Origin of the sequence: Agrobacterium radiobacter (genome assembly GCF_040801995.1) — a bacterium.
Classification (GTDB): domain Bacteria; phylum Pseudomonadota; class Alphaproteobacteria; order Rhizobiales; family Rhizobiaceae; genus Agrobacterium; species Agrobacterium radiobacter.
Map to the genome: position 1 here is coordinate 763,519 of NZ_JBEGHX010000002.1, position 16,953 is coordinate 780,471.

Sequence of the window (16,953 nt, forward strand, 5' to 3'; positions counted from 1 at the left end):
GCGGCTCTCAACTCATGGATCCAGCCACCGGCATCATTTTCCCGTCGCGGCGGTCACCAGCGCCTTGGCATCCTCGCTGTCCCACGCCGCCGGGCCGTTCATGGCCGCGAGCAGGCAGCCATTTTCATCCAGCAGCAGGGTGGCCGGCAGGCCAAAAGCGAGGCCTTCCTTTTTCAAAACGTTGAAGACGCCCATGGAACTGTCGCGGTAGTGTTTCAGGGCGTCGATCTTGTATTCATCCATGAAGGCTTTCGGTTTTTCATCCGCGCCGACATCGATATTGACGGCAACGACCTCAAAATTCTCGCCGCCCTTTTCCTTCTCCAGCGCGTTCAGAGCCGGCATCTCTTCCCGGCAGGGCACGCACCATGTGGCCCAGAGGTTGAGAAGGACCGCCTTGCCCTTGAGGTCGGCAAGCGTCATGTCCTTAGCCTCCGGTCCCTTGAAGGACAGCGGGATGACGCGCGGCTTGTCCGCCGCCGACATGGCCGCCACCTGCCCTTTCAGAAACGGCTTCAGCGAAGCGATGCGGTTTGCCGCACCTTCACATAAACCGCCCTCGGCCACCGCTGCCCCTTGAACCGGGCTCTCAGACCCAATATGCCTGAACCAGACCGCGCCAGCACCGGCGAGCACACCGGCCACGGCAGCAATTGCAACCAATTTGGCGGAAGGAAGCCTGAACGGCCTTTTTTCTGTCATCGAATACTCCAGGGCACTTAACATGGCTGACGGCACAGATCAGAAATCCTCCAACCAGATGTGGGGCGGACGTTTCGCTTCCGGGCCATCTGCCATCATGGAAGAGATAAATGCCTCCATCGGCTTCGACAAGAAGCTTTACGCCCAGGATATCCGCGGCTCTATGGCGCATGCCGCCATGCTGGCGGAAAAAGGCATTATTTCGCAGGAAGATAAAGACAAGATCGTTCACGGCCTGAACACGATCCTGTCAGAGATTAAGGCCGGCACCTTCGAATTCTCGCGCAAGCTCGAAGATATTCACATGAACATCGAGGCGCGGCTTGCCACCCTCATCGGCACGGCGGCCGGCCGTCTGCACACCGCCCGCTCGCGCAATGATCAGGTGGCGCTCGATTTCCGCCTGTGGGTCAAGGAAGAATTGCAGAAGACGGAGAGCATGCTGACCGCGCTCATCGCCGCCTTCCTCGATCGCGCCGAAGAAAATGCCGATACGGTCATGCCCGGCTTCACCCATCTGCAGACAGCCCAGCCCGTCACCTTCGGCCATCATTGCATGGCCTATGTGGAAATGTTCGGCCGTGACCGCGCCCGCGTGCGCCACGCCATCGAGCATCTGGATGAAAGCCCGATCGGTGCTGCCGCTCTTGCCGGCACCGGCTACCCCATTGACCGCCACATGACGGCGAAGGCGCTCGGCTTCCGCGAGCCGACCCGCAATTCCATCGACACCGTCTCCGACCGCGATTTCGCGCTGGAATTCCTGTCGATCGCCTCGATCTGCGCCACGCATCTGTCGCGTCTCGCCGAAGAAATCGTTATCTGGTCGACGCCGCAATTCGGCTTCATCCGCCTGTCGGACGCTTTTTCCACCGGCTCGTCGATCATGCCGCAGAAGAAGAACCCTGACGCAGCCGAACTGGTGCGCGCCAAGACCGGCCGCATCAACGGCTCGCTGGTAGCGCTTCTGACTGTTATGAAGGGCCTGCCGCTCGCCTATTCCAAGGACATGCAGGAGGACAAGGAACAGGTTTTCGACGCCGCCGAAAGCCTGGAACTGGCGATTGCCGCCATGACCGGCATGATCCGCGACCTCGAAGTGCGCAAGGACCGCATGCGTGCGGCGGCGGGATCTGGTTATTCCACCGCCACCGATCTCGCCGACTGGCTGGTGCGCGAGGCGGGCCTGCCCTTCCGCGATGCCCACCATGTGACCGGCAATGCCGTGGCGCTGGCGGAAAAGAAGGGCTGCGATCTGGCCGATCTTTCGCTCGAGGAGCTGCAGGCAATTCATCCTGCCATCACCAGCGGCGTTTTCGACGTTCTTTCGGTCGAAGCATCGGTTGCCAGCCGCGTGAGCTTCGGCGGCACGGCCCCTTCGGAAGTGCGAAAGCAGATCGCCTGGTGGCGTGGACGCAACTGATAAATCTGCGTTACGCTGCGATCACAAGAAACAGGGTGCACAAGCGCCCTGTTTTTCGTTATCAGAGAGGCACATATTTCCTTTGGACAGGCTCATGCTTTCAAAAACCGCGCGCAAAATCATCGTTCCCATCGGCATGACGCTCGCCGTCAGCCTTGCTCTCAGCGCCTGTGGGCGAAAGGGCGATATCGATCCACCGAGCACGCCGGTCGAAATGCGCAACAAACGCAATGCCGACGGAACGGAAACGAAACCGGCAACGGCGGAACGTCCTTTCATCCTCGACAAGCTTCTCTGACGGATAAAAGCCCGTGAACCATTTTGGCTATATCGACGGCGTGTTGCACGCCGAAAACGTGCCCGTGCCTGAGATCGCCAAGGCGGTGGGCACGCCCTTCTACGTCTATTCGACCGCGACGCTGGAGCGCCACTACAAGGTGTTCTCAGGCGCTTTTGCCGATGTGGACGCCATGGTCTGTTACGCCATGAAGGCCAATTCCAATCAGGCGGTGCTGAAGACGCTGGCGAAGCTCGGCGCGGGCATCGACGTCGTCTCCGGTGGCGAATTGCGCCGCGCGCTTGCAGCCGGCGTGCCGGCAAGCCGCATCATGTTTTCCGGCGTCGGCAAGACCGTGGCGGAAATGGATTACGCGCTGGATGCCGGCATCTACTGCTTCAACATCGAATCCGAGCCGGAGCTGGAAGTCCTCAACCTGCGCGCCGTCAAGGCCGGCAAAAGGGCGCATGTCTCCTTCCGCATCAATCCTGACGTGGATGCGCGCACCCACGCCAAGATTTCCACCGGCAAGAAAGAAAACAAGTTCGGCATCTCCTATGAACGCGCCCGCGCGGTCTATGCCCATGCCGCCACTTTGCCCGGTATCGAAGTCACCGGCATAGATATGCACATCGGCAGCCAGATTACCGAATTGCAGCCTTTCGAGGATGCCTTCCGGTTGCTGCGTGAACTGGTCGAGGCGCTGCGCACCGACGGACACACGATCAGCCATGTCGACATCGGCGGCGGTCTCGGCATTCCCTACCGCGACGACAACAACCCGCCGCCGCTGCCCGATGCCTATGCGCATATCGTCAAGAATGAACTGAAAAGCCTCAACTGTAAGATCATCACCGAACCGGGACGCCTGATTGTCGGCAATGCTGGTATTCTGGTGACTGAGGTGATCTATGTGAAGGATGGCGGCGAGAAGACCTTCGTGATCGTTGACGGCGCGATGAACGACCTCATCCGCCCGACGCTTTACGAGGCCTATCACGGCATTCGCCCGGTCGCGCAGCCCGCTGTAGACGCGCCGCGTATCAAGGCCGATATCGTCGGCCCCGTCTGCGAAACCGGTGACTATCTGGCGCTGGACCGCGAGATGGCCGCACCGCAGCCGGGCGATCTCATCGCCGTCAGCTCCGCCGGCGCCTATGGCGCGGTGCAGGCCGGCACGTATAATTCGCGCCTGCTGGTGCCGGAAGTGCTGGTGAAGGGTGACAAGTTCCACGTCATCCGCCCGCGCGGCACCTATGAAGAGCTGATCGCTCTCGATTCCGTACCCGTCTGGCTCGATTGATTTCGCCTGTCGCACCGCGGACCGATCACAATCAAGCGAAGTTGCCTAAAAAATGGGGGTGAGCATCCGCTTGCCCTCGTCTTCGCCACAAAGAATGTTATCCTTGCCCCTCAGGATACAAGCAGCTCGCCGTTCCGGGAATGGCGTTTGACGTGGCCAGAACCGGGAGAACGGATTGATGACCACAACCGGAGAGGACAGGACAGGCAGAAAGCGCCCGACCGGCGCATTCGCGCAGCGGCCGGACCTTGCCCGTCTGGTTGCCGCCAAGCGCTTCTTCGCGAAAATCGTGCTGCTCTGCGAGAAAATCGCACCTAAAACCCTGTGGCCGCTCTCCATCGCCGCCGTGTTTCTGGCGCTCGCCTGGTTCGGCCTTTACCGACACATGCCGGATTTCCTACGGCTTGGCATCGTTTTTGTGCTGGTTTTCAGTTTTATCGCCACGCTTCTGCCGATCCTCAGGCTGAAATGGCCGACGGATAATGATGCGTCGCGCCTCCTAGAGGATCGGAACGGTCTCGCGCACCAGCCAGTCGGCGTGCAGGAAGACGAACCTGCCTTTGACACACCATTTTCCCGCACACTCTGGAAAGAACACCAGATTCGCATGGCGGAGCGCATCGCCGCGCTCAATGCCGGCCTGCCGAAACCCGATATCGCCCGTTATGACCGGCTGGCGCTGCGCGCCATTCCGGCACTGCTTCTGGTCACTGCTTTCGGTTTTTCCTATTCCAACGGCGCGGGCACCGTTGCCGATGCTTTCCGCAGCCGGCCGGTCGTCGGTCCGCTCAATCCGGATATTCGTCTCGATGCCTGGGTCACGCCGCCCGCTTATACCGGCCGCGCACCGATTTTCCTGACCGGGCGTGACGCAACCAACCGCGACGCGGTTTCCGTGCCGCAATCCTCCAAGCTGACGATCCGCATGACCGGCGGCGATGGCGGCGAGGAGGTGACCTTCGAACCGGAAATGGCAGGCGCATTGCAGAAGCTTGCACCGGAAGCGGCGCGCGCCGACAGTGCAAGCGGCGAGGTCGCCGTTCAGGCGCCGGTGCGTTCGGCGGATCAGCCCGTCGCGCCGCGCACCTTCGCCATGGATGTCACCGAAAGCGGCATGATTACCGCCAATGGCGAGCAATGGGTCTTCAACGTCATTCCCGACCAGCCGCCCAGCATCGCCTTCGACAACATGCCGCGCCGGGCCGTCAACGGCGCGCTGGAAGTGGGCTTCACGGCCAAAGACGATTACGGCCTGAAGGAAGCCCATGCGATCATCGAGCCGCTTGGCGTAGCGGAAGGCGCAACCGCACTTTACCCGGCGCCGGAATTCAAGCTCGATCTGCCGCGGCACAACAATCGCGAAATCAAGGGCCTGACCAGCCGCAACCTGACCGAACATCCGATGGCGGGCAAGCGCGTGCGCATCACGCTGGTGGCGACCGACGGCGCCGGCCAGACCGGCCGCAGCCCCGCGCATGAAATGGTGCTGCCGGGCCGTAACTTCTCCGAACCGCTGGCGGCCTCCATCGCCGAACAGCGGCAGATTTTCTCACTGGACACGCGCCAGATGCCGAAGGCCATCGCCTATAACGAGGCGGTAGGCCTGCGCCCGGAAGAGACCATTCCCAACACCACGCATTATCTCCTGCTGCAATCGGCGCAGACCCGCATGCGGCTCGCCTATAATGAGGAGATGCTGAAGGATACGGCTGATTACCTCTGGGAAATTGCGCTCGGCATCGAGGATGGCGATCTTTCGCAGGCCGAAAAACGCCTGCGCGATGCGCAGACTGCGCTTTCGGAAGCGTTGCAGCGCAATGCCTCCGACGAGGAGGTCGCCAAGCTGATGCAGGAACTGCGGGAAGCGATGCAACAATTCATGAACGAGCTTGCGCAGCGCATGCAGAACGCGCCGCAAGCCAACATGAACCAGCAGGCGCAGAACGTGCTGCGCCAGCGCGATCTGGAAAACATGATGAACCAGATCGAGAACCTCGCCCGCTCCGGCAACCGCGACGCGGCGCAGGAAATGCTCTCGCAGCTGCAGCGCATGATGAACAATCTGCAGGCAGGCAGGCCGCAGCGTCAGGGCCAGCAGGGGCAGCAGCAAAGCAGCAAGATGCGCCAGCAGATCGACAAGCTGGGCGAAATCCTGCAGCAGCAGCAGAAGCTGATGGACGAGACTTTCAAGCTCGATCAGGCGCTGCGCGACCGCATGCAGCGCGGCGACCCGCAGCAGGGCGGCGAAAGCGAAGACGACCAGCAGATGGGCGAGAACGGCCAGCCGCCGCAACAGGGACAGCAGGGCGAACAGGGCGAAAATGGCCAGCAGGGTGGGCAGCAACAGTCTGACCAGATGACTGCGGAACAATTGCGCGAAGCGCTGAAAAACCTGCGGGCCCAGCAGGATGCACTCGGCAAGCAACTCGGCGAATTGCAGCAGGGTCTTCGTGATCTCGGCATGGAACCGGGCGAAAACTTCGGCAAGGCGCAGCAGGAAATGCAGGGCGCCGGTGAAGCACTGGGCAAGGGCCAGGGCGAACAGGCTGTCGAAGGCCAGGGCAATGCGCTGAACGCGCTGCGACAGGGCGCGCAGGACATGATGGGCCAGATCATGCAGGCCATGCGCCAGCAGGGTCAGCAGCCCGGGCAAGGTCAGGAAGGCATGGCCGGACAGGGCGGCCAGAACGGTCGCGACCCGCTCGGCCGTCCGCGCAGCACCACCGGCCCGGATTTCGGCGATCAGGTGAAGGTGCCTGACGAGATCGACGTTCAGCGTGCCCGCGAAATCCTCGAGGCTATCCGTGAAAAGCTCGGCAACAACCCGCCGGGGGAAATCGAGCGGCGTTATCTGGAGCGGTTGCTGGATATCAAGTGAGGCGCATGCCCGGTTTACTCCGTGCGCTCCAGTACAGCCAGTTTTAAAGGGTAAAGTTTCTCGGTCATGCCGGACTTGATCCGGCATCCAGCAGACGCGCGTCTGCGCGGCGAGACGACTCTTTTCAGCCCAAGGACTTGGGCTGGCTGGATCCCGGCTCAAGGCCGGGATGACGGAAGTGGAAGCGGAAAGACCATCGGGTAAGTCTGGTCAACAAAAAAGGCGGCCCGACGGCCGCCCTTTTCAAATTTCTATAACCTTCGCTCACGCCGCGAGCGCACGGGCGACAGCCTTGCGGATATCGGGAAGCGCGAAGGGTTTGGAAACCACATCGACAATCTTTTCGGCCAGATCATCAGCGCGTTCGCGCTGTTCGGCATAACCGGTCATCAACAAAATGCGCATGGCCGGGAAGCTTTCGGCGGCGCGGTGCGCCAGCTCGATGCCATCCATGACCGGCATGCGGATATCCGAAAGAAGAAGATCGAAACTGGTTTCCTGCAGCTTCTCCAGCCCCTGCTCGCCGTCTGCCGCCTCATGGGTCTCGTGACCGTCGAGACGCAGGGCGCGGGCGACAAAAGCCCGCAATGCATCCTCATCTTCGGTAATCAGAATCTTCGCCATCAATCATTGCTCCTGGGCATCATTTCCAGCCGTGAGCAACATCGCAGGCTCCTCTTTTCAAGAGGTAAACACCCAGGCTTTGGCTGGGTGAATGGTTAATGAGGCGTCTCCGCCCTGTTCCGTTCCGGCACGGGAGAAGTAGTCAGGCGTCGCCGGTCACGACGCCGACGAAAGGCAGTTCGCGGAAGGCATAGGCCACGTCCATGCCGTAACCCACGACGAAATAATCTGGACATTCGAAACCGACATAATCAGCCTCCAGATCTTCCTTGCGCTTCACCTTCTTGTCGAGCAGCACGGCGATGGTGACGTGGCGCGCGCCGCGCTCATAGAGCAGTTCCTTGGCGAAACGCAGCGTGCGGCCGGATTCCAGAATATCGTCGATCAGGAGCACATCGCGATCCTTCACATCGCTGTCGATATCCTTGACGATCCTGACGCCTTGCGAAACCGTGCCGGTGCCATAGCTCGACAGCGTGATGAATTCGACTTCGGGCGCAAGGCCGCTGTCATGCAGCGCGCGGATAAGATCGGCCGCGAAAATGAACGATCCCTTGAGCACGGCAATGACCAGCAAATCCTTGGTCGGGCCGCTGGCAATGTGCTTGGCCATGTCGCGATTGCGCTCGGCGATCTGCTCGGCGGTATAAAGCGGCTCGATATTTTTTCCACGGACGACGGGCATTCTTACTCCTGTGCTGCGCCTTGCCGATTTTACCTTTCAGTAAAAATAGAAGACAGGCGTTAGCACAGTCAGCGTTCGGACGCACCCGCCTCGACGAAGGAAAGCTTGATCTCTGGCGTTTTTCCACCGGGATGGCGCAGTTTTGCCGAAAAACCGTGACTGAAACCGGGCTGCATCTCTTTCACCGGCGGTTCGATGACCATGCTGGCCACCAGCTGCCCCTTGGCGGCGAAGAGATCGGCGCGAAGGGCCGGCACCTCTTCCAGATTGCCGCCATTGTTTTCCACGATGCCGTTGATGAGCAGAATATCCATGCCGCCCGCTTCCTGCGGGGTCACGGTAACATGGGAAATGGCGAGCGGGCTGACCGGGGCCGCGGCGGCCGTCTTTTCCGGTACTACGACCGAGAGACCACCCGAGCATACGAAGACAAAAATAGCGAGGCCGGCCACCAGTGCCGAATAGGCATCCGCCGAAAGGCGCGACAATCTGCGATCCACCCAGCCGATGAAGGCGAGGCCCAGCATGGGGAGGGTAATGGGCGGCTTTACCGCCTGCCGGCGCGCTGCGCCACGATTGTCATTTCCGGGCTGGCGCGCACGGTTTTCCTTGATGGTGACAAATTCAGCGTCTACCACGTCGCGGTCGGGATTTGCTGCCCGCGCCGCACGGCGCACCGGCGTTTCCGGCATCAGGAGATCAAAATCGAATGCCGCTTGCCGGCGAGATGAACGGAACATAGCCATAGAATTCCCCGGTCAGGTTTTCCGGCCCGCAAAACTGGGCATTGCAACGAATCCTGCCAAGTTTTAAATTTAATTGGTTAATGCTTCGCAAAAACGGCTCGCACGGGTCACCGGATCCGGGTTAACCCCCGACACCGAACCCAACGCGCCAGCGGCTTGCGAACCACCACGAAACGAAGAGACTGGAAGTCCGTTGATCCATTTCGAAAATGTCGGGTTGCGTTACGGCATGGGACCCGAGATCCTGAGGGATATGACCTTCGACATTCCCAAGGGGTCATTCCAGTTTCTGACCGGCCCGTCGGGCGCAGGCAAGACGACGCTTCTGCGCCTGCTTTTGATGTCGCTGCAGCCGACGCGCGGCAATATCCGCATGTTCAACCGCGACGTGTCGCGCATCCCGCGCAGCGAGCTGCCGATGCTGCGCCGCCGTGTCGGCATCGTGTTTCAGGATTTCCGGCTGCTGGATCATCTGACGACCTATGAGAATGTCGCCCTGCCGCTGCGTGTGCGCGGCAAGGAAGAGAGCGCCTATCGCAACGACGTGATCGAGCTTCTGAAATGGGTCGGGCTCGGCGAGCGCATCAATGTGCTGCCGGCCATTCTTTCCGGCGGGGAAAAGCAGCGCGCCGCCATTGCCCGCGCGCTGATGGACCAGCCGGAAATATTGCTGGCCGACGAACCGACCGGCAACGTCGATCCGCCCATGGCCAAACGCCTGCTCAACCTCTTCCTGGAGCTCAACCGGCTGGGCACGGCCGTCGTCATCGCCACCCATGATTTTGGCCTGATGGACCAGATCGATGCGCGCCGGATGATCCTCACCGAAGGGCGGCTCGATATCTATGAATGAGATCAACCGCAAACAGCTGAAACCGGAAGCCGCGCAGCCGAAGCGCCCGCCCATGCGCATCCGCCCCATGGCGCCCATCCTGCCGCCCTCCAACATTCAGGGCAATGCGCTGATGGTGGTGATCGCCATCATGGCCTTCCTTGCCTGTCTGACGCTCGGCGCGGTCTCCATGGTGCGCGCCACCGCCGCCACCTGGCAGAGCCAGATTTCCCGCGAGATTACCATTCAGATCAAGCCTGAGGACGGGCTGGACATGAATGCGGCGCTGAACAAGGCGCGTAATCTGGCGCTCACCTTTGTCGGCACGCGGGATGGCACCATCCTCGACGATGCGGCAACATCGCGCCTGCTGGAACCATGGCTCGGCAGCGGTCTCGACCTTTCCGAACTTCCCATTCCGCGTCTCGTCGTCATCACCATCGATGAAAGCAATCCGCCCGATTTCCAGGCCATGCGGGATATGCTGAAAGCGGAAATCCCGCAGGCATTTCTCGACGATCACCGCACCTGGGTCGACAGGCTGGTCTCCATGGCCAGAACTACAGTCATGATCGGCGTCGGCGTCCTCATCCTCGTTTTCACGGCCATGGTGCTGACGGTGGTGTTCGCCACGCGCGGCGCGCTTTCCGGCAACCGGCATATTGTCGAGGTGCTGCATTTCGTCGGTGCCGAAAGCAGCTTCGTGGCGCGCGAATTCCAGAAGCACTTCCTGAAGATCAGCCTCAAGGGGGCCGCGGCAGGCAGCGCACTGGCAGCCGCCGTGTTCCTGGTCGCCGGCTTCTGGCAATCAAGCACGGTCGCCACACCGCAAAGCGATCAGGCAAGCGCGCTTTTTGGCTCGTTTTCGGTCGGACTCGGCGGTTATCTCGGCATCGCCATGACGATGATCATCATCGCGCTTCTCACCACCATCACGGCGCGCATGACCGTCATCCGCACCATCGACGATATTGACCGCGTCCGCTCCGATCCATCGAAAAGTGACGGCCTCGCGTCGTGAGGATATCACCGGAATCCTGCGGTAAAACTGAAACCGTCACAGGCCGGATGTAACCTGCAGACGGTGGACAAAAATGCCTGTTCCTTGCCTTAATCGGCGAGTATTCAGGAGGAATGTTTGTGAGTCGGATGGACCAGGATCAGACGACGGCGCGGCCGGCCAGAAAGGGCCTGTTGTCGCGGCGTGGTCCTTTGCGCCGTTTTATTCGCGGCTTCATCCTGCTCTGCGTCGTTCTTCTTGGTGTTTTTTCAGGCGGCTTCCTGTGGTTTGCCGATTCCGTCGCCTCCATGCGCCCGCCGGAAGGGGCGAGAGGCGACGCCATCATTGTGCTTACCGGCGGCTATCAGCGTATCGAACAGGCGGTCGGCCTGCTCAGGGACGGCGTGGGCAAGCGGCTTTTGATATCAGGCGTAAACCCCGCCACCACCCGCTCGCAGATTCGCAAGATGACTCAAGGGTCATCCGACATGTTCTCCTGCTGTGTGGATATGGGCTACAAGGCCATCGACACGATCGGCAACGCCAATGAGGCGGCAAGCTGGATACGTGACCACAACTATTCCTCCATCGTCGTCGTCACCAATAATTATCATATGCATCGCAGCCTGCATGAGCTGCGCAGCGCCAGCCCGCAGACGGAATTCATCGCCTATCCCGTCATCAGCGCCGATCTCGCCCGCACCAACTGGTTCGTGGAGCCGGATGTGGTGAGAACCATGCTCTACGAATATCTGAAGTTCGTGGCCGCGGCCGGACGTGACCTCACCGGCTTCGGCAAGGGCGACGGGCTGCGCAAGGCAGCCGCCGACCACTCCACCCCGACGGTGGCGACCGCTTCGCCCTGACCAGCGAGAACACCCTTGCTGCGGCCCCTTGTTTTCGTGTAGGCGTCTGGCATCGGCATCCGGCATCGAGGCGCTCAAAGTTTCGGAACGGCTGCATCCCGGGAAGGCTGTTGATGCTCAAGCTGCGCTCTTTTCTTTTCAATACGCTGTTTTATCTCAACCTGATTGTCCGCATGATTGTGCTGACGCCGATCTATTTCATCCTGCCCCGCAAGATCGCATTCGAAATTCCCAAGAATTGGGCGCGGTCCAACCATTGGCTGATGAAAACCATCGTCGGCACCACCTTCGAGATCGAGGGGCTGGAGAACATTCCCGAGACCGGCTGCATCTTTGCGCCGAAGCACCAGTCCTTCTGGGATACTTATGCGCTACTACCCAATCTGCCAGACCCTGTTTACATTCTGAAACGGGAATTGATGTGGATTCCGCTGTTTGGCTGGTATGTGCTGAAACAGCGCATGATACCGGTCAACCGCGCCGCACGCGGCAAGGTGATGCTGAAGGTCATGGAACGGGCGAAAGAGGAAATGGCCGCCGGCCGCGAACTCATCATCTATCCCGAAGGCACGCGCCGCCCGCCGGGCGCCGAGCCTGAATACCGTTACGGTATCGCCCGGCTTTACCGCGATCTGCAGGTGCCGGTCATTCCCGTTGCCATGCATCCCGGCCTGTTCTGGCCGCGCCGTTCCACGATGCGCTATCCCGGCCATTTCAAGGTGCGTATCCTGCCGGCCATCGAGCCGGGGCTGGACCCCGATGTGTTCTTCAAGCGTCTGATCGATGTGACGGAAAAGGCGAGCGACGAATTGCTGCTGGAAACCGTGCGCAACAACCCCCACCTGCCGCTGCCGCCGACTGCCGTAAAGCGGATCGCCGAACTTCAGGGCAAGGAAACCACGGCCGGCTGAGCGGCGAGCGTGCCGACATTTTTGGCAATGCTTTCCAGCAGTGAGTCGCGAATGCCCATCTCCTGCAGATGCTGCACGGTGTTGAAGACATAATCCGTATTCGGCCCGGACCGGCCCGTTGCCGCCGCGACGATGGTCGCCGATTCGGCAACGCCGAGACCGCCGATATATTGCTCATGCGCGGGGTCGGCCACATAGGTCACGGCGCTGCCGCGCCTGCCATCTGACAGTGCGATGGAAACCATCCGCTCCTTGTAGACATTGGTCACCAGTTCGCGCTCGCGCAGATAGACCATCACGGGGTCGCGGTCTTGTCCGCGCACGCGGAAGGCGACGCCGAGGCAGGAGCCGCCGCGCTCCAGACCGAGAACGAGACCGGGCTTTTCTTCCGTACCTCTGTAGAAGTTGGAACTGATGCAGAGCGAGCGCCGATAACCGTGCAGCCGCGCCTGCTGCCTCTCCTCGAAGGCAAAGCCGGGGTTCCACATCAACGAACCGTAGCCAAAGACCCAAAAATCGTCCATATCCCAAGCCAAATCAAAATTCCCTGAAGTCTGTTCATCGGAGATCAATATGGCAGCGTCAAGCCAATCCGGCACGACCAAAAAATTCCTCTGGCTCGCCATCGCCATTGTGGTGGTCATCGGACTTTACACTGCCGGATGGTTTTATGCCGCCGACAGGCTGAAACAGACGGTGCTGAACGTCATTTCTCCTTCGCAGGCCCGCAGCGTCAGCGGGGAATGCGGCGATATCGCCTTCAAGGGTTATCCCTTCCGCATCGGCCTCTTCTGCTCGAAGGTGACGGTGGATGACAGCCAGAACGGCGTTTCCGCTTCCTTCGGCGAACTTCGCTCGGCGGCGCAGGTCTATAATCCCGGCCATATCGTCTGGGAACTCGATTCGCCCGCGGAAATCCGTTCCGCCCACGGCCTGACGATTTCGGCTGCCTGGAAGAACATGCAGTCCAGCATCGTCACCAAACTGAAGGGCATTGACCGCAGCTCGCTCGTCATCGACGGACTGAAGGCGCAGGCGGTTTCCTCGGTCACCGGCCAGACCATCGATTTTGATGCCGTCAAGACGGAAATGCATCTGCGCCAGAACGGGGCCGATCTCGACGGCGCAATCACGCTCACCGATTCGGCGACCGTCATCAAGGACTGGCCGCAGGTTCTTCCCCGCCTCGATGCCATCGTTGATGTCACGCTCGCGGGCAAGGCAGGCATGGTGGATGGCAGCGACAAGTCAGGTCTCTATGGCGCAAGCGGCGAGCTTCGCCGTCTGGTGGCCGATATTGGCGAGGGCCGCACCATGCGCATCAGCGGCCCCTTCTCTTTCGACAATGAGGGCTATCTCTCCGGCCAGTTCAAGCTTGAGATCGAAAAGCTCGGCTCATGGTCTGATAATGCCAAGCAGGCCTTTCCGCAGCTGCAATCCACCATCGATACGGCCCGCAAGCTGCTCGGCGCGCTCGCCGGAGGTGGTGACCGGGCGTCCGTCGATCTCGTGGTGGACCGCGGCCGCGCCACGGTCAGCGGCTTTATCCCGCTTGGAAAGATTCCGCCGATCTGAGGGATTGATTTATACTCGACGTCATCCTCGGGCTTGACCCGAGGATCCATGGCGCGTCGGATCGTGGATCCTCGGGTCAAGCCCGAGGATGACGACGGGGAGGCTTTGGCACTTTGCCGGCGGGCGTTATGGGCCGGATCAAATCCCACCACGACTATAAGCGAAATGCGCCTTACTTCTTCTGATCCAGCGCATGACGCCCGAAGTCCGGCGCATCGACATCCTGACCGGCCTGCACGATAGAGCGGCGGATGGCGCGGGTGCGGGAAAACAGTTCGAACAGCTTGTCGCCCTCTCCCCAGCGGATCGCCCTTTGCAGGGAGGCGAGGTCTTCGGAAAACCGCGCCAGCATTTCAAGGATAGCATCCTTGTTGTGCAGGCAGACATCTCGCCACATGGTGGGATCGGAGGCGGCCAGACGGGTGAAGTCACGGAAACCAGAGGCGGAATATTTGATGACTTCCGATTCGGTCACCGTCTCCAGATCATCCGCCGTGCCGACGATATTGTAAGCGATGATGTGCGGCAGATGCGAAACGATCGCCAGAACCTTGTCATGGTGTTCGGCATCCATTTCATCGACACGGGAGCCGAGCGCCCGCCAGAAATCCTTCAGCTTTTCCAGCGCCGCCGCATCCGTGCCTGGCAGCGGCGTGAAGATGCACCATCGGTCGCGGAAGAGGCCGGCAAAACCGGCATCCGGGCCGGATTTTTCCGTACCCGCCAGCGGGTGGCCGGGAATGAAATGCACGTTATCAGGCATATGCGGAGCCATCTGCGCGATAACCGAGGCCTTGGTGGAGCCGACATCGGTGACAATAGCGCCCGGTTTCAGATGCGGCGCGATCTGCTGCGCCACGCTTTCCGATGCACCAACAGGCACCGAGACGATGACGAGATCGGCATCCTTGACCGCCTCCGCCGCTGAAACGGTGTAATCCGTGCCGAGCGCCAGTTCTTCCGCCCGTTTCAGCGTGTCTTCGCTGCGGGTGGAAATCGTCACATGGCGGGCAAGACCCAGTTCCCTGATATCGCGGGCAATCGACGAGCCGATCAGGCCGATGCCAATCAGCGCGATGCGTTCAAACATGATCTCAGCCATCACGCCTGCCCCATGAACTCGGTAAGAGCAGCGATGACGCCGAGATTGGCCTCTTCAGAACCGACGGTCATTCTCAGCGCATTCGGGAAGCCGTAACCGCGCACTGCACGCAGAATATAACCGCGGCGGCTCAGGAACTCGTCGGCATCCGTTGCCCGCTTGCCGTCCTGATCCGGGAAATGGATGAGGATGAAGTTGGTGACGGATGGTGTGACGGTGAGACCAAGGCCGGTAAAGGTCGTGACCAGCTTTTCCATCCACAGCGCGTTATGCGTCACGGCCTTCTCTACGAAGGCCTGATCGCGAATCGCAGCGGCACCGGCAGCAATGGCCGGCGCGCTCATGTTGAATGGGCCGCGCACGCGGTTCAGCGCATCGATGATGGCGGCGGGACCATACATCCAGCCGACGCGCAGGGCGGCGAGACCATAGACCTTCGAGAAGGTGCGGGTCATCACCACGTTGCGGTTGCCGGATACCAGCTCAAGCCCGGCCTCGTAGTCGTTCTTGCGGACATATTCGGCATAGGCCGCATCCAGCACCAGCACGACATGTTTCGGCAGGCTGGCCTGCAGGCGGCGGATTTCCGCAACGGGAACATAGGTGCCGGTGGGGTTGCCGGGATTGGCGACGAAAACCATCTTCGTCTTCGGCGTCACGGCGGCGAGGATCGCATCCACGTCCACCGCGCAGTCTTTTTCCTTCACCGTCACCGGGGTCGCGCCCGCGCCCATGATCTGGATCTTGTAGACGAGGAAACCATGTTCGGTGATGATCGCCTCATCGCCCGCGCCCAGATAGACGTGGCAAAGCATGCCGAGCAGCTCGTCCGAACCGTTGCCGCACATGATATTCGCAATGTTGAGACCGTGCACGTCGGCAATCGCCTGGCGCAGCGCAATCGCCTGTCCGTCCGGATAGATTTCCAGATGGCTGGCCGCGGTGCCGAAGGCCTCTATGGCTTTGGGGCTGGGCCCAAGCGGCGTTTCATTGGAGGAGAGCTTATAAACCTTCGCAACACCGTCCACATGTTCCTTGCCGGGAACATAAGCAGCGATATCCAGAATACCCGGACGCGGAACAGGTTGGCTAAGCTCTGCACTCATTTGATCGACCTTTGGAAAAGCGCCGGGGAACCCGGCAAAAGCAATGCCGGAGGCATTAGACCGGAATGTGCGTTTTGTCGAGGGTTAGCGCGGCTTTCCCTGCTACACGGCGGCGCGGGTGGTGGGCACCCCCTGCGGCGCCAGAACCGGCACGAAAACCCGGCGCGAGGCGCGCTGCGTGACGGGCAATCCCTGATAGAGGCGTTTTTGCGCTTCCACCACGATGACACCGGAAAATAGCGGCCACAGCCGGCGACCGGTATGCTCGAGATAACGACGGAATTTCAGCACCGGCCGGCTTGTGGTCGGCGGGAAGAACAGCGCCTCGGCGGAGGCGCCCGGTGTGAAATTGGTTTCGCGCAAAAGCGCCGTCAGCTGCCCGCGCGAATAGGGCCTTCCGGAACCGAAGGGCGTATGTTCCATGCGTGCCCAGACACCGCGCCGGTTCGGCACCACGATGACGAGGCGGCCACCGGGCGCCAGCACCCGCCAGAGTTCTTTCAGCGTTTCGCGCGGATTTTCGGCAAATTCCAGTGCATGCACCATCAGGACCCGGTCTATCGACGAATCAGGCAGCGGCAGTTCTTCATCGAACACCAGCGCGGTGGAGGAAAGCTCGCCCGCCGGCCAGTTCACCGCCCCCTGCCCCGCCGGCATGAAGGCGAAGGTGCGCTCCGTATCGCGGCGGAACCGGTCCAGAAACGGCACGGCATAACCCAGCCCGACCAGACGCTCTTCCGGCAAAGGCGGCCAGAGCGTCGAAAGCGCCATGGTGATCGCCTGCTCGGCCGAGCGGCCAAGCGGAGAATGATAGAATTCGCGCAGATCGACGATATCGGTATTCATGGCGAGAATGTAGCATCAGGCGGTTGGACTTCAAGGCGTCTGCCCTTACATAGAAGATCAGGCGGGCGAATGCGCCG

17 protein-coding genes are annotated in these 16,953 nt (G+C 60.8%); 9 read left to right on the forward strand and 8 right to left on the reverse strand.

The window, feature by feature from the left end; all coding sequences use genetic code 11:
* Positions 1 to 33: 33 nt before the first annotated feature.
* Positions 34 to 702, reverse strand: coding sequence for a thiol:disulfide interchange protein TlpA (gene tlpA, locus MRBLRC7O_RS17395; RefSeq protein ID WP_003509934.1), 669 nt, complete (start codon positions 700 to 702; stop codon positions 34 to 36).
* A gap of 22 nt (positions 703 to 724) precedes the next feature.
* Between tlpA and argH the strand changes: the two genes are divergently transcribed.
* The 4 genes from argH (at position 725) to MRBLRC7O_RS17415 (ending at position 6,583) form a co-directional block, all read left to right on the forward strand.
* Entirely contained in the window at positions 725 to 2,125 is a 1,401-nt protein-coding gene (gene argH, locus MRBLRC7O_RS17400; protein ID WP_060724956.1) for an argininosuccinate lyase, read from the forward strand.
* 94 nt (positions 2,126 to 2,219) lie between these two features.
* Complete coding sequence (gene lptM / locus MRBLRC7O_RS17405; RefSeq protein ID WP_060724957.1) at positions 2,220 to 2,423, forward strand: LPS translocon maturation chaperone LptM; 204 nt, start codon at positions 2,220 to 2,222, stop codon at positions 2,421 to 2,423.
* A 13-nt stretch (positions 2,424 to 2,436) separates the two neighbouring features.
* Positions 2,437 to 3,705 (forward strand): diaminopimelate decarboxylase, encoded by a 1,269-nt coding sequence (gene lysA, locus MRBLRC7O_RS17410; protein WP_060724958.1) that lies wholly within the window; start codon positions 2,437 to 2,439, stop codon positions 3,703 to 3,705.
* 178 nt (positions 3,706 to 3,883) lie between these two features.
* Positions 3,884 to 6,583, forward strand: a complete 2,700-nt coding sequence (locus tag MRBLRC7O_RS17415) for a TIGR02302 family protein (RefSeq protein ID WP_112539548.1) — start codon at positions 3,884 to 3,886, stop codon at positions 6,581 to 6,583.
* 264 nt (positions 6,584 to 6,847) lie between these two features.
* Here the strand turns inward: MRBLRC7O_RS17415 and MRBLRC7O_RS17420 are convergent, their stop codons facing one another.
* The 3 genes from MRBLRC7O_RS17420 to MRBLRC7O_RS17430 form a co-directional block, all read right to left on the reverse strand.
* Positions 6,848 to 7,207, reverse strand: coding sequence for a response regulator (locus tag MRBLRC7O_RS17420; protein WP_003509924.1), 360 nt, complete (start codon positions 7,205 to 7,207; stop codon positions 6,848 to 6,850).
* A 142-nt stretch (positions 7,208 to 7,349) separates the two neighbouring features.
* Positions 7,350 to 7,892 (reverse strand): hypoxanthine phosphoribosyltransferase, encoded by a 543-nt coding sequence (gene hpt, locus MRBLRC7O_RS17425; RefSeq protein WP_003509922.1) that lies wholly within the window; start codon positions 7,890 to 7,892, stop codon positions 7,350 to 7,352.
* Between the two features lie 68 nt (positions 7,893 to 7,960).
* The gene (locus tag MRBLRC7O_RS17430; protein WP_003509920.1) at positions 7,961 to 8,632 is read right to left on the reverse strand and encodes a DUF3426 domain-containing protein; all 672 of its coding nucleotides are present in this window, start codon (positions 8,630 to 8,632) and stop codon (positions 7,961 to 7,963) included.
* A 199-nt stretch (positions 8,633 to 8,831) separates the two neighbouring features.
* Between MRBLRC7O_RS17430 and ftsE the strand changes: the two genes are divergently transcribed.
* The 4 genes from ftsE to MRBLRC7O_RS17450 all read left to right on the forward strand — a co-directional run bounded on the left by ftsE (position 8,832) and on the right by MRBLRC7O_RS17450 (position 12,247).
* Positions 8,832 to 9,491 carry a cell division ATP-binding protein FtsE gene (gene ftsE / locus MRBLRC7O_RS17435; protein ID WP_003497447.1) on the forward strand — a complete coding sequence of 220 codons (660 nt, stop codon included), beginning with the start codon at positions 8,832 to 8,834 and terminating at the stop codon, positions 9,489 to 9,491.
* Positions 9,484 to 10,491, forward strand: coding sequence for a cell division protein FtsX (locus MRBLRC7O_RS17440; RefSeq protein ID WP_003509918.1), 1,008 nt, complete (start codon positions 9,484 to 9,486; stop codon positions 10,489 to 10,491). The genes ftsE and MRBLRC7O_RS17440 overlap by 8 nt, the downstream gene beginning before the upstream one ends.
* Positions 10,492 to 10,619: 128 nt before the next feature.
* On the forward strand, positions 10,620 to 11,336 hold the full coding sequence (locus MRBLRC7O_RS17445; protein WP_162706187.1) for a YdcF family protein: 717 nt from the start codon (positions 10,620 to 10,622) through the stop codon (positions 11,334 to 11,336).
* Between the two features lie 113 nt (positions 11,337 to 11,449).
* Positions 11,450 to 12,247, forward strand: coding sequence for a lysophospholipid acyltransferase family protein (locus MRBLRC7O_RS17450; protein ID WP_080866935.1), 798 nt, complete (start codon positions 11,450 to 11,452; stop codon positions 12,245 to 12,247).
* Here the strand turns inward: MRBLRC7O_RS17450 and MRBLRC7O_RS17455 are convergent.
* Entirely contained in the window at positions 12,220 to 12,771 is a 552-nt protein-coding gene (locus MRBLRC7O_RS17455) for a gamma-glutamylcyclotransferase (protein WP_003509900.1), read from the reverse strand. The genes MRBLRC7O_RS17450 and MRBLRC7O_RS17455 overlap by 28 nt on opposite strands.
* 49 nt (positions 12,772 to 12,820) lie before the next feature.
* Between MRBLRC7O_RS17455 and MRBLRC7O_RS17460 the strand changes: the two genes are divergently transcribed.
* Positions 12,821 to 13,822 (forward strand): DUF2125 domain-containing protein, encoded by a 1,002-nt coding sequence (locus MRBLRC7O_RS17460; RefSeq protein WP_080866936.1) that lies wholly within the window; start codon positions 12,821 to 12,823, stop codon positions 13,820 to 13,822.
* A gap of 172 nt (positions 13,823 to 13,994) precedes the next feature.
* Here MRBLRC7O_RS17460 and MRBLRC7O_RS17465 read toward each other — a convergent pair whose 3' ends face one another.
* The 3 genes from MRBLRC7O_RS17465 to MRBLRC7O_RS17475 form a co-directional block, all read right to left on the reverse strand.
* Positions 13,995 to 14,924: a prephenate/arogenate dehydrogenase family protein gene (locus tag MRBLRC7O_RS17465; RefSeq protein ID WP_003509895.1), complete on the reverse strand. Its 930-nt coding sequence runs from the start codon at positions 14,922 to 14,924 to the stop codon at positions 13,995 to 13,997.
* On the reverse strand, positions 14,924 to 16,030 hold the full coding sequence (hisC, locus tag MRBLRC7O_RS17470; RefSeq protein ID WP_080866937.1) for a histidinol-phosphate transaminase: 1,107 nt from the start codon (positions 16,028 to 16,030) through the stop codon (positions 14,924 to 14,926). The genes MRBLRC7O_RS17465 and hisC overlap by 1 nt, the downstream gene beginning before the upstream one ends.
* Positions 16,031 to 16,132: 102 nt before the next feature.
* On the reverse strand, positions 16,133 to 16,876 hold the full coding sequence (locus tag MRBLRC7O_RS17475) for a class I SAM-dependent methyltransferase (RefSeq protein WP_080866938.1): 744 nt from the start codon (positions 16,874 to 16,876) through the stop codon (positions 16,133 to 16,135).
* Between the last annotated feature and the right edge of the window lie 77 nt (positions 16,877 to 16,953).

What these genes read in the sequence shown, in the direction of transcription:
- tlpA (WP_003509934.1), bottom strand. Translation starts at nt 702, where the DNA reads ATGACAGAAAAAAGGCCGTTCAGGCTTCCTTCCGCCAAATTGGTTGCA.
- argH (WP_060724956.1), top strand. Translation starts at nt 725, where the DNA reads ATGGCTGACGGCACAGATCAGAAATCCTCCAACCAGATGTGGGGCGGA.
- lptM (WP_060724957.1), top strand. Translation starts at nt 2,220, where the DNA reads ATGCTTTCAAAAACCGCGCGCAAAATCATCGTTCCCATCGGCATGACG.
- MRBLRC7O_RS17415 (WP_112539548.1), top strand. Translation starts at nt 3,884, where the DNA reads ATGACCACAACCGGAGAGGACAGGACAGGCAGAAAGCGCCCGACCGGC.
- MRBLRC7O_RS17420 (WP_003509924.1), bottom strand. Translation starts at nt 7,207, where the DNA reads ATGGCGAAGATTCTGATTACCGAAGATGAGGATGCATTGCGGGCTTTT.
- hpt (WP_003509922.1), bottom strand. Translation starts at nt 7,892, where the DNA reads ATGCCCGTCGTCCGTGGAAAAAATATCGAGCCGCTTTATACCGCCGAG.
- MRBLRC7O_RS17430 (WP_003509920.1), bottom strand. Translation starts at nt 8,632, where the DNA reads ATGTTCCGTTCATCTCGCCGGCAAGCGGCATTCGATTTTGATCTCCTG.
- MRBLRC7O_RS17440 (WP_003509918.1), top strand. Translation starts at nt 9,484, where the DNA reads ATGAATGAGATCAACCGCAAACAGCTGAAACCGGAAGCCGCGCAGCCG.
- MRBLRC7O_RS17445 (WP_162706187.1), top strand. Translation starts at nt 10,620, where the DNA reads ATGGACCAGGATCAGACGACGGCGCGGCCGGCCAGAAAGGGCCTGTTG.
- MRBLRC7O_RS17450 (WP_080866935.1), top strand. Translation starts at nt 11,450, where the DNA reads ATGCTCAAGCTGCGCTCTTTTCTTTTCAATACGCTGTTTTATCTCAAC.
- MRBLRC7O_RS17455 (WP_003509900.1), bottom strand. Translation starts at nt 12,771, where the DNA reads ATGGACGATTTTTGGGTCTTTGGCTACGGTTCGTTGATGTGGAACCCC.
- MRBLRC7O_RS17460 (WP_080866936.1), top strand. Translation starts at nt 12,821, where the DNA reads ATGGCAGCGTCAAGCCAATCCGGCACGACCAAAAAATTCCTCTGGCTC.
- MRBLRC7O_RS17465 (WP_003509895.1), bottom strand. Translation starts at nt 14,924, where the DNA reads ATGGCTGAGATCATGTTTGAACGCATCGCGCTGATTGGCATCGGCCTG.
- hisC (WP_080866937.1), bottom strand. Translation starts at nt 16,030, where the DNA reads ATGAGTGCAGAGCTTAGCCAACCTGTTCCGCGTCCGGGTATTCTGGAT.
- MRBLRC7O_RS17475 (WP_080866938.1), bottom strand. Translation starts at nt 16,876, where the DNA reads ATGAATACCGATATCGTCGATCTGCGCGAATTCTATCATTCTCCGCTT.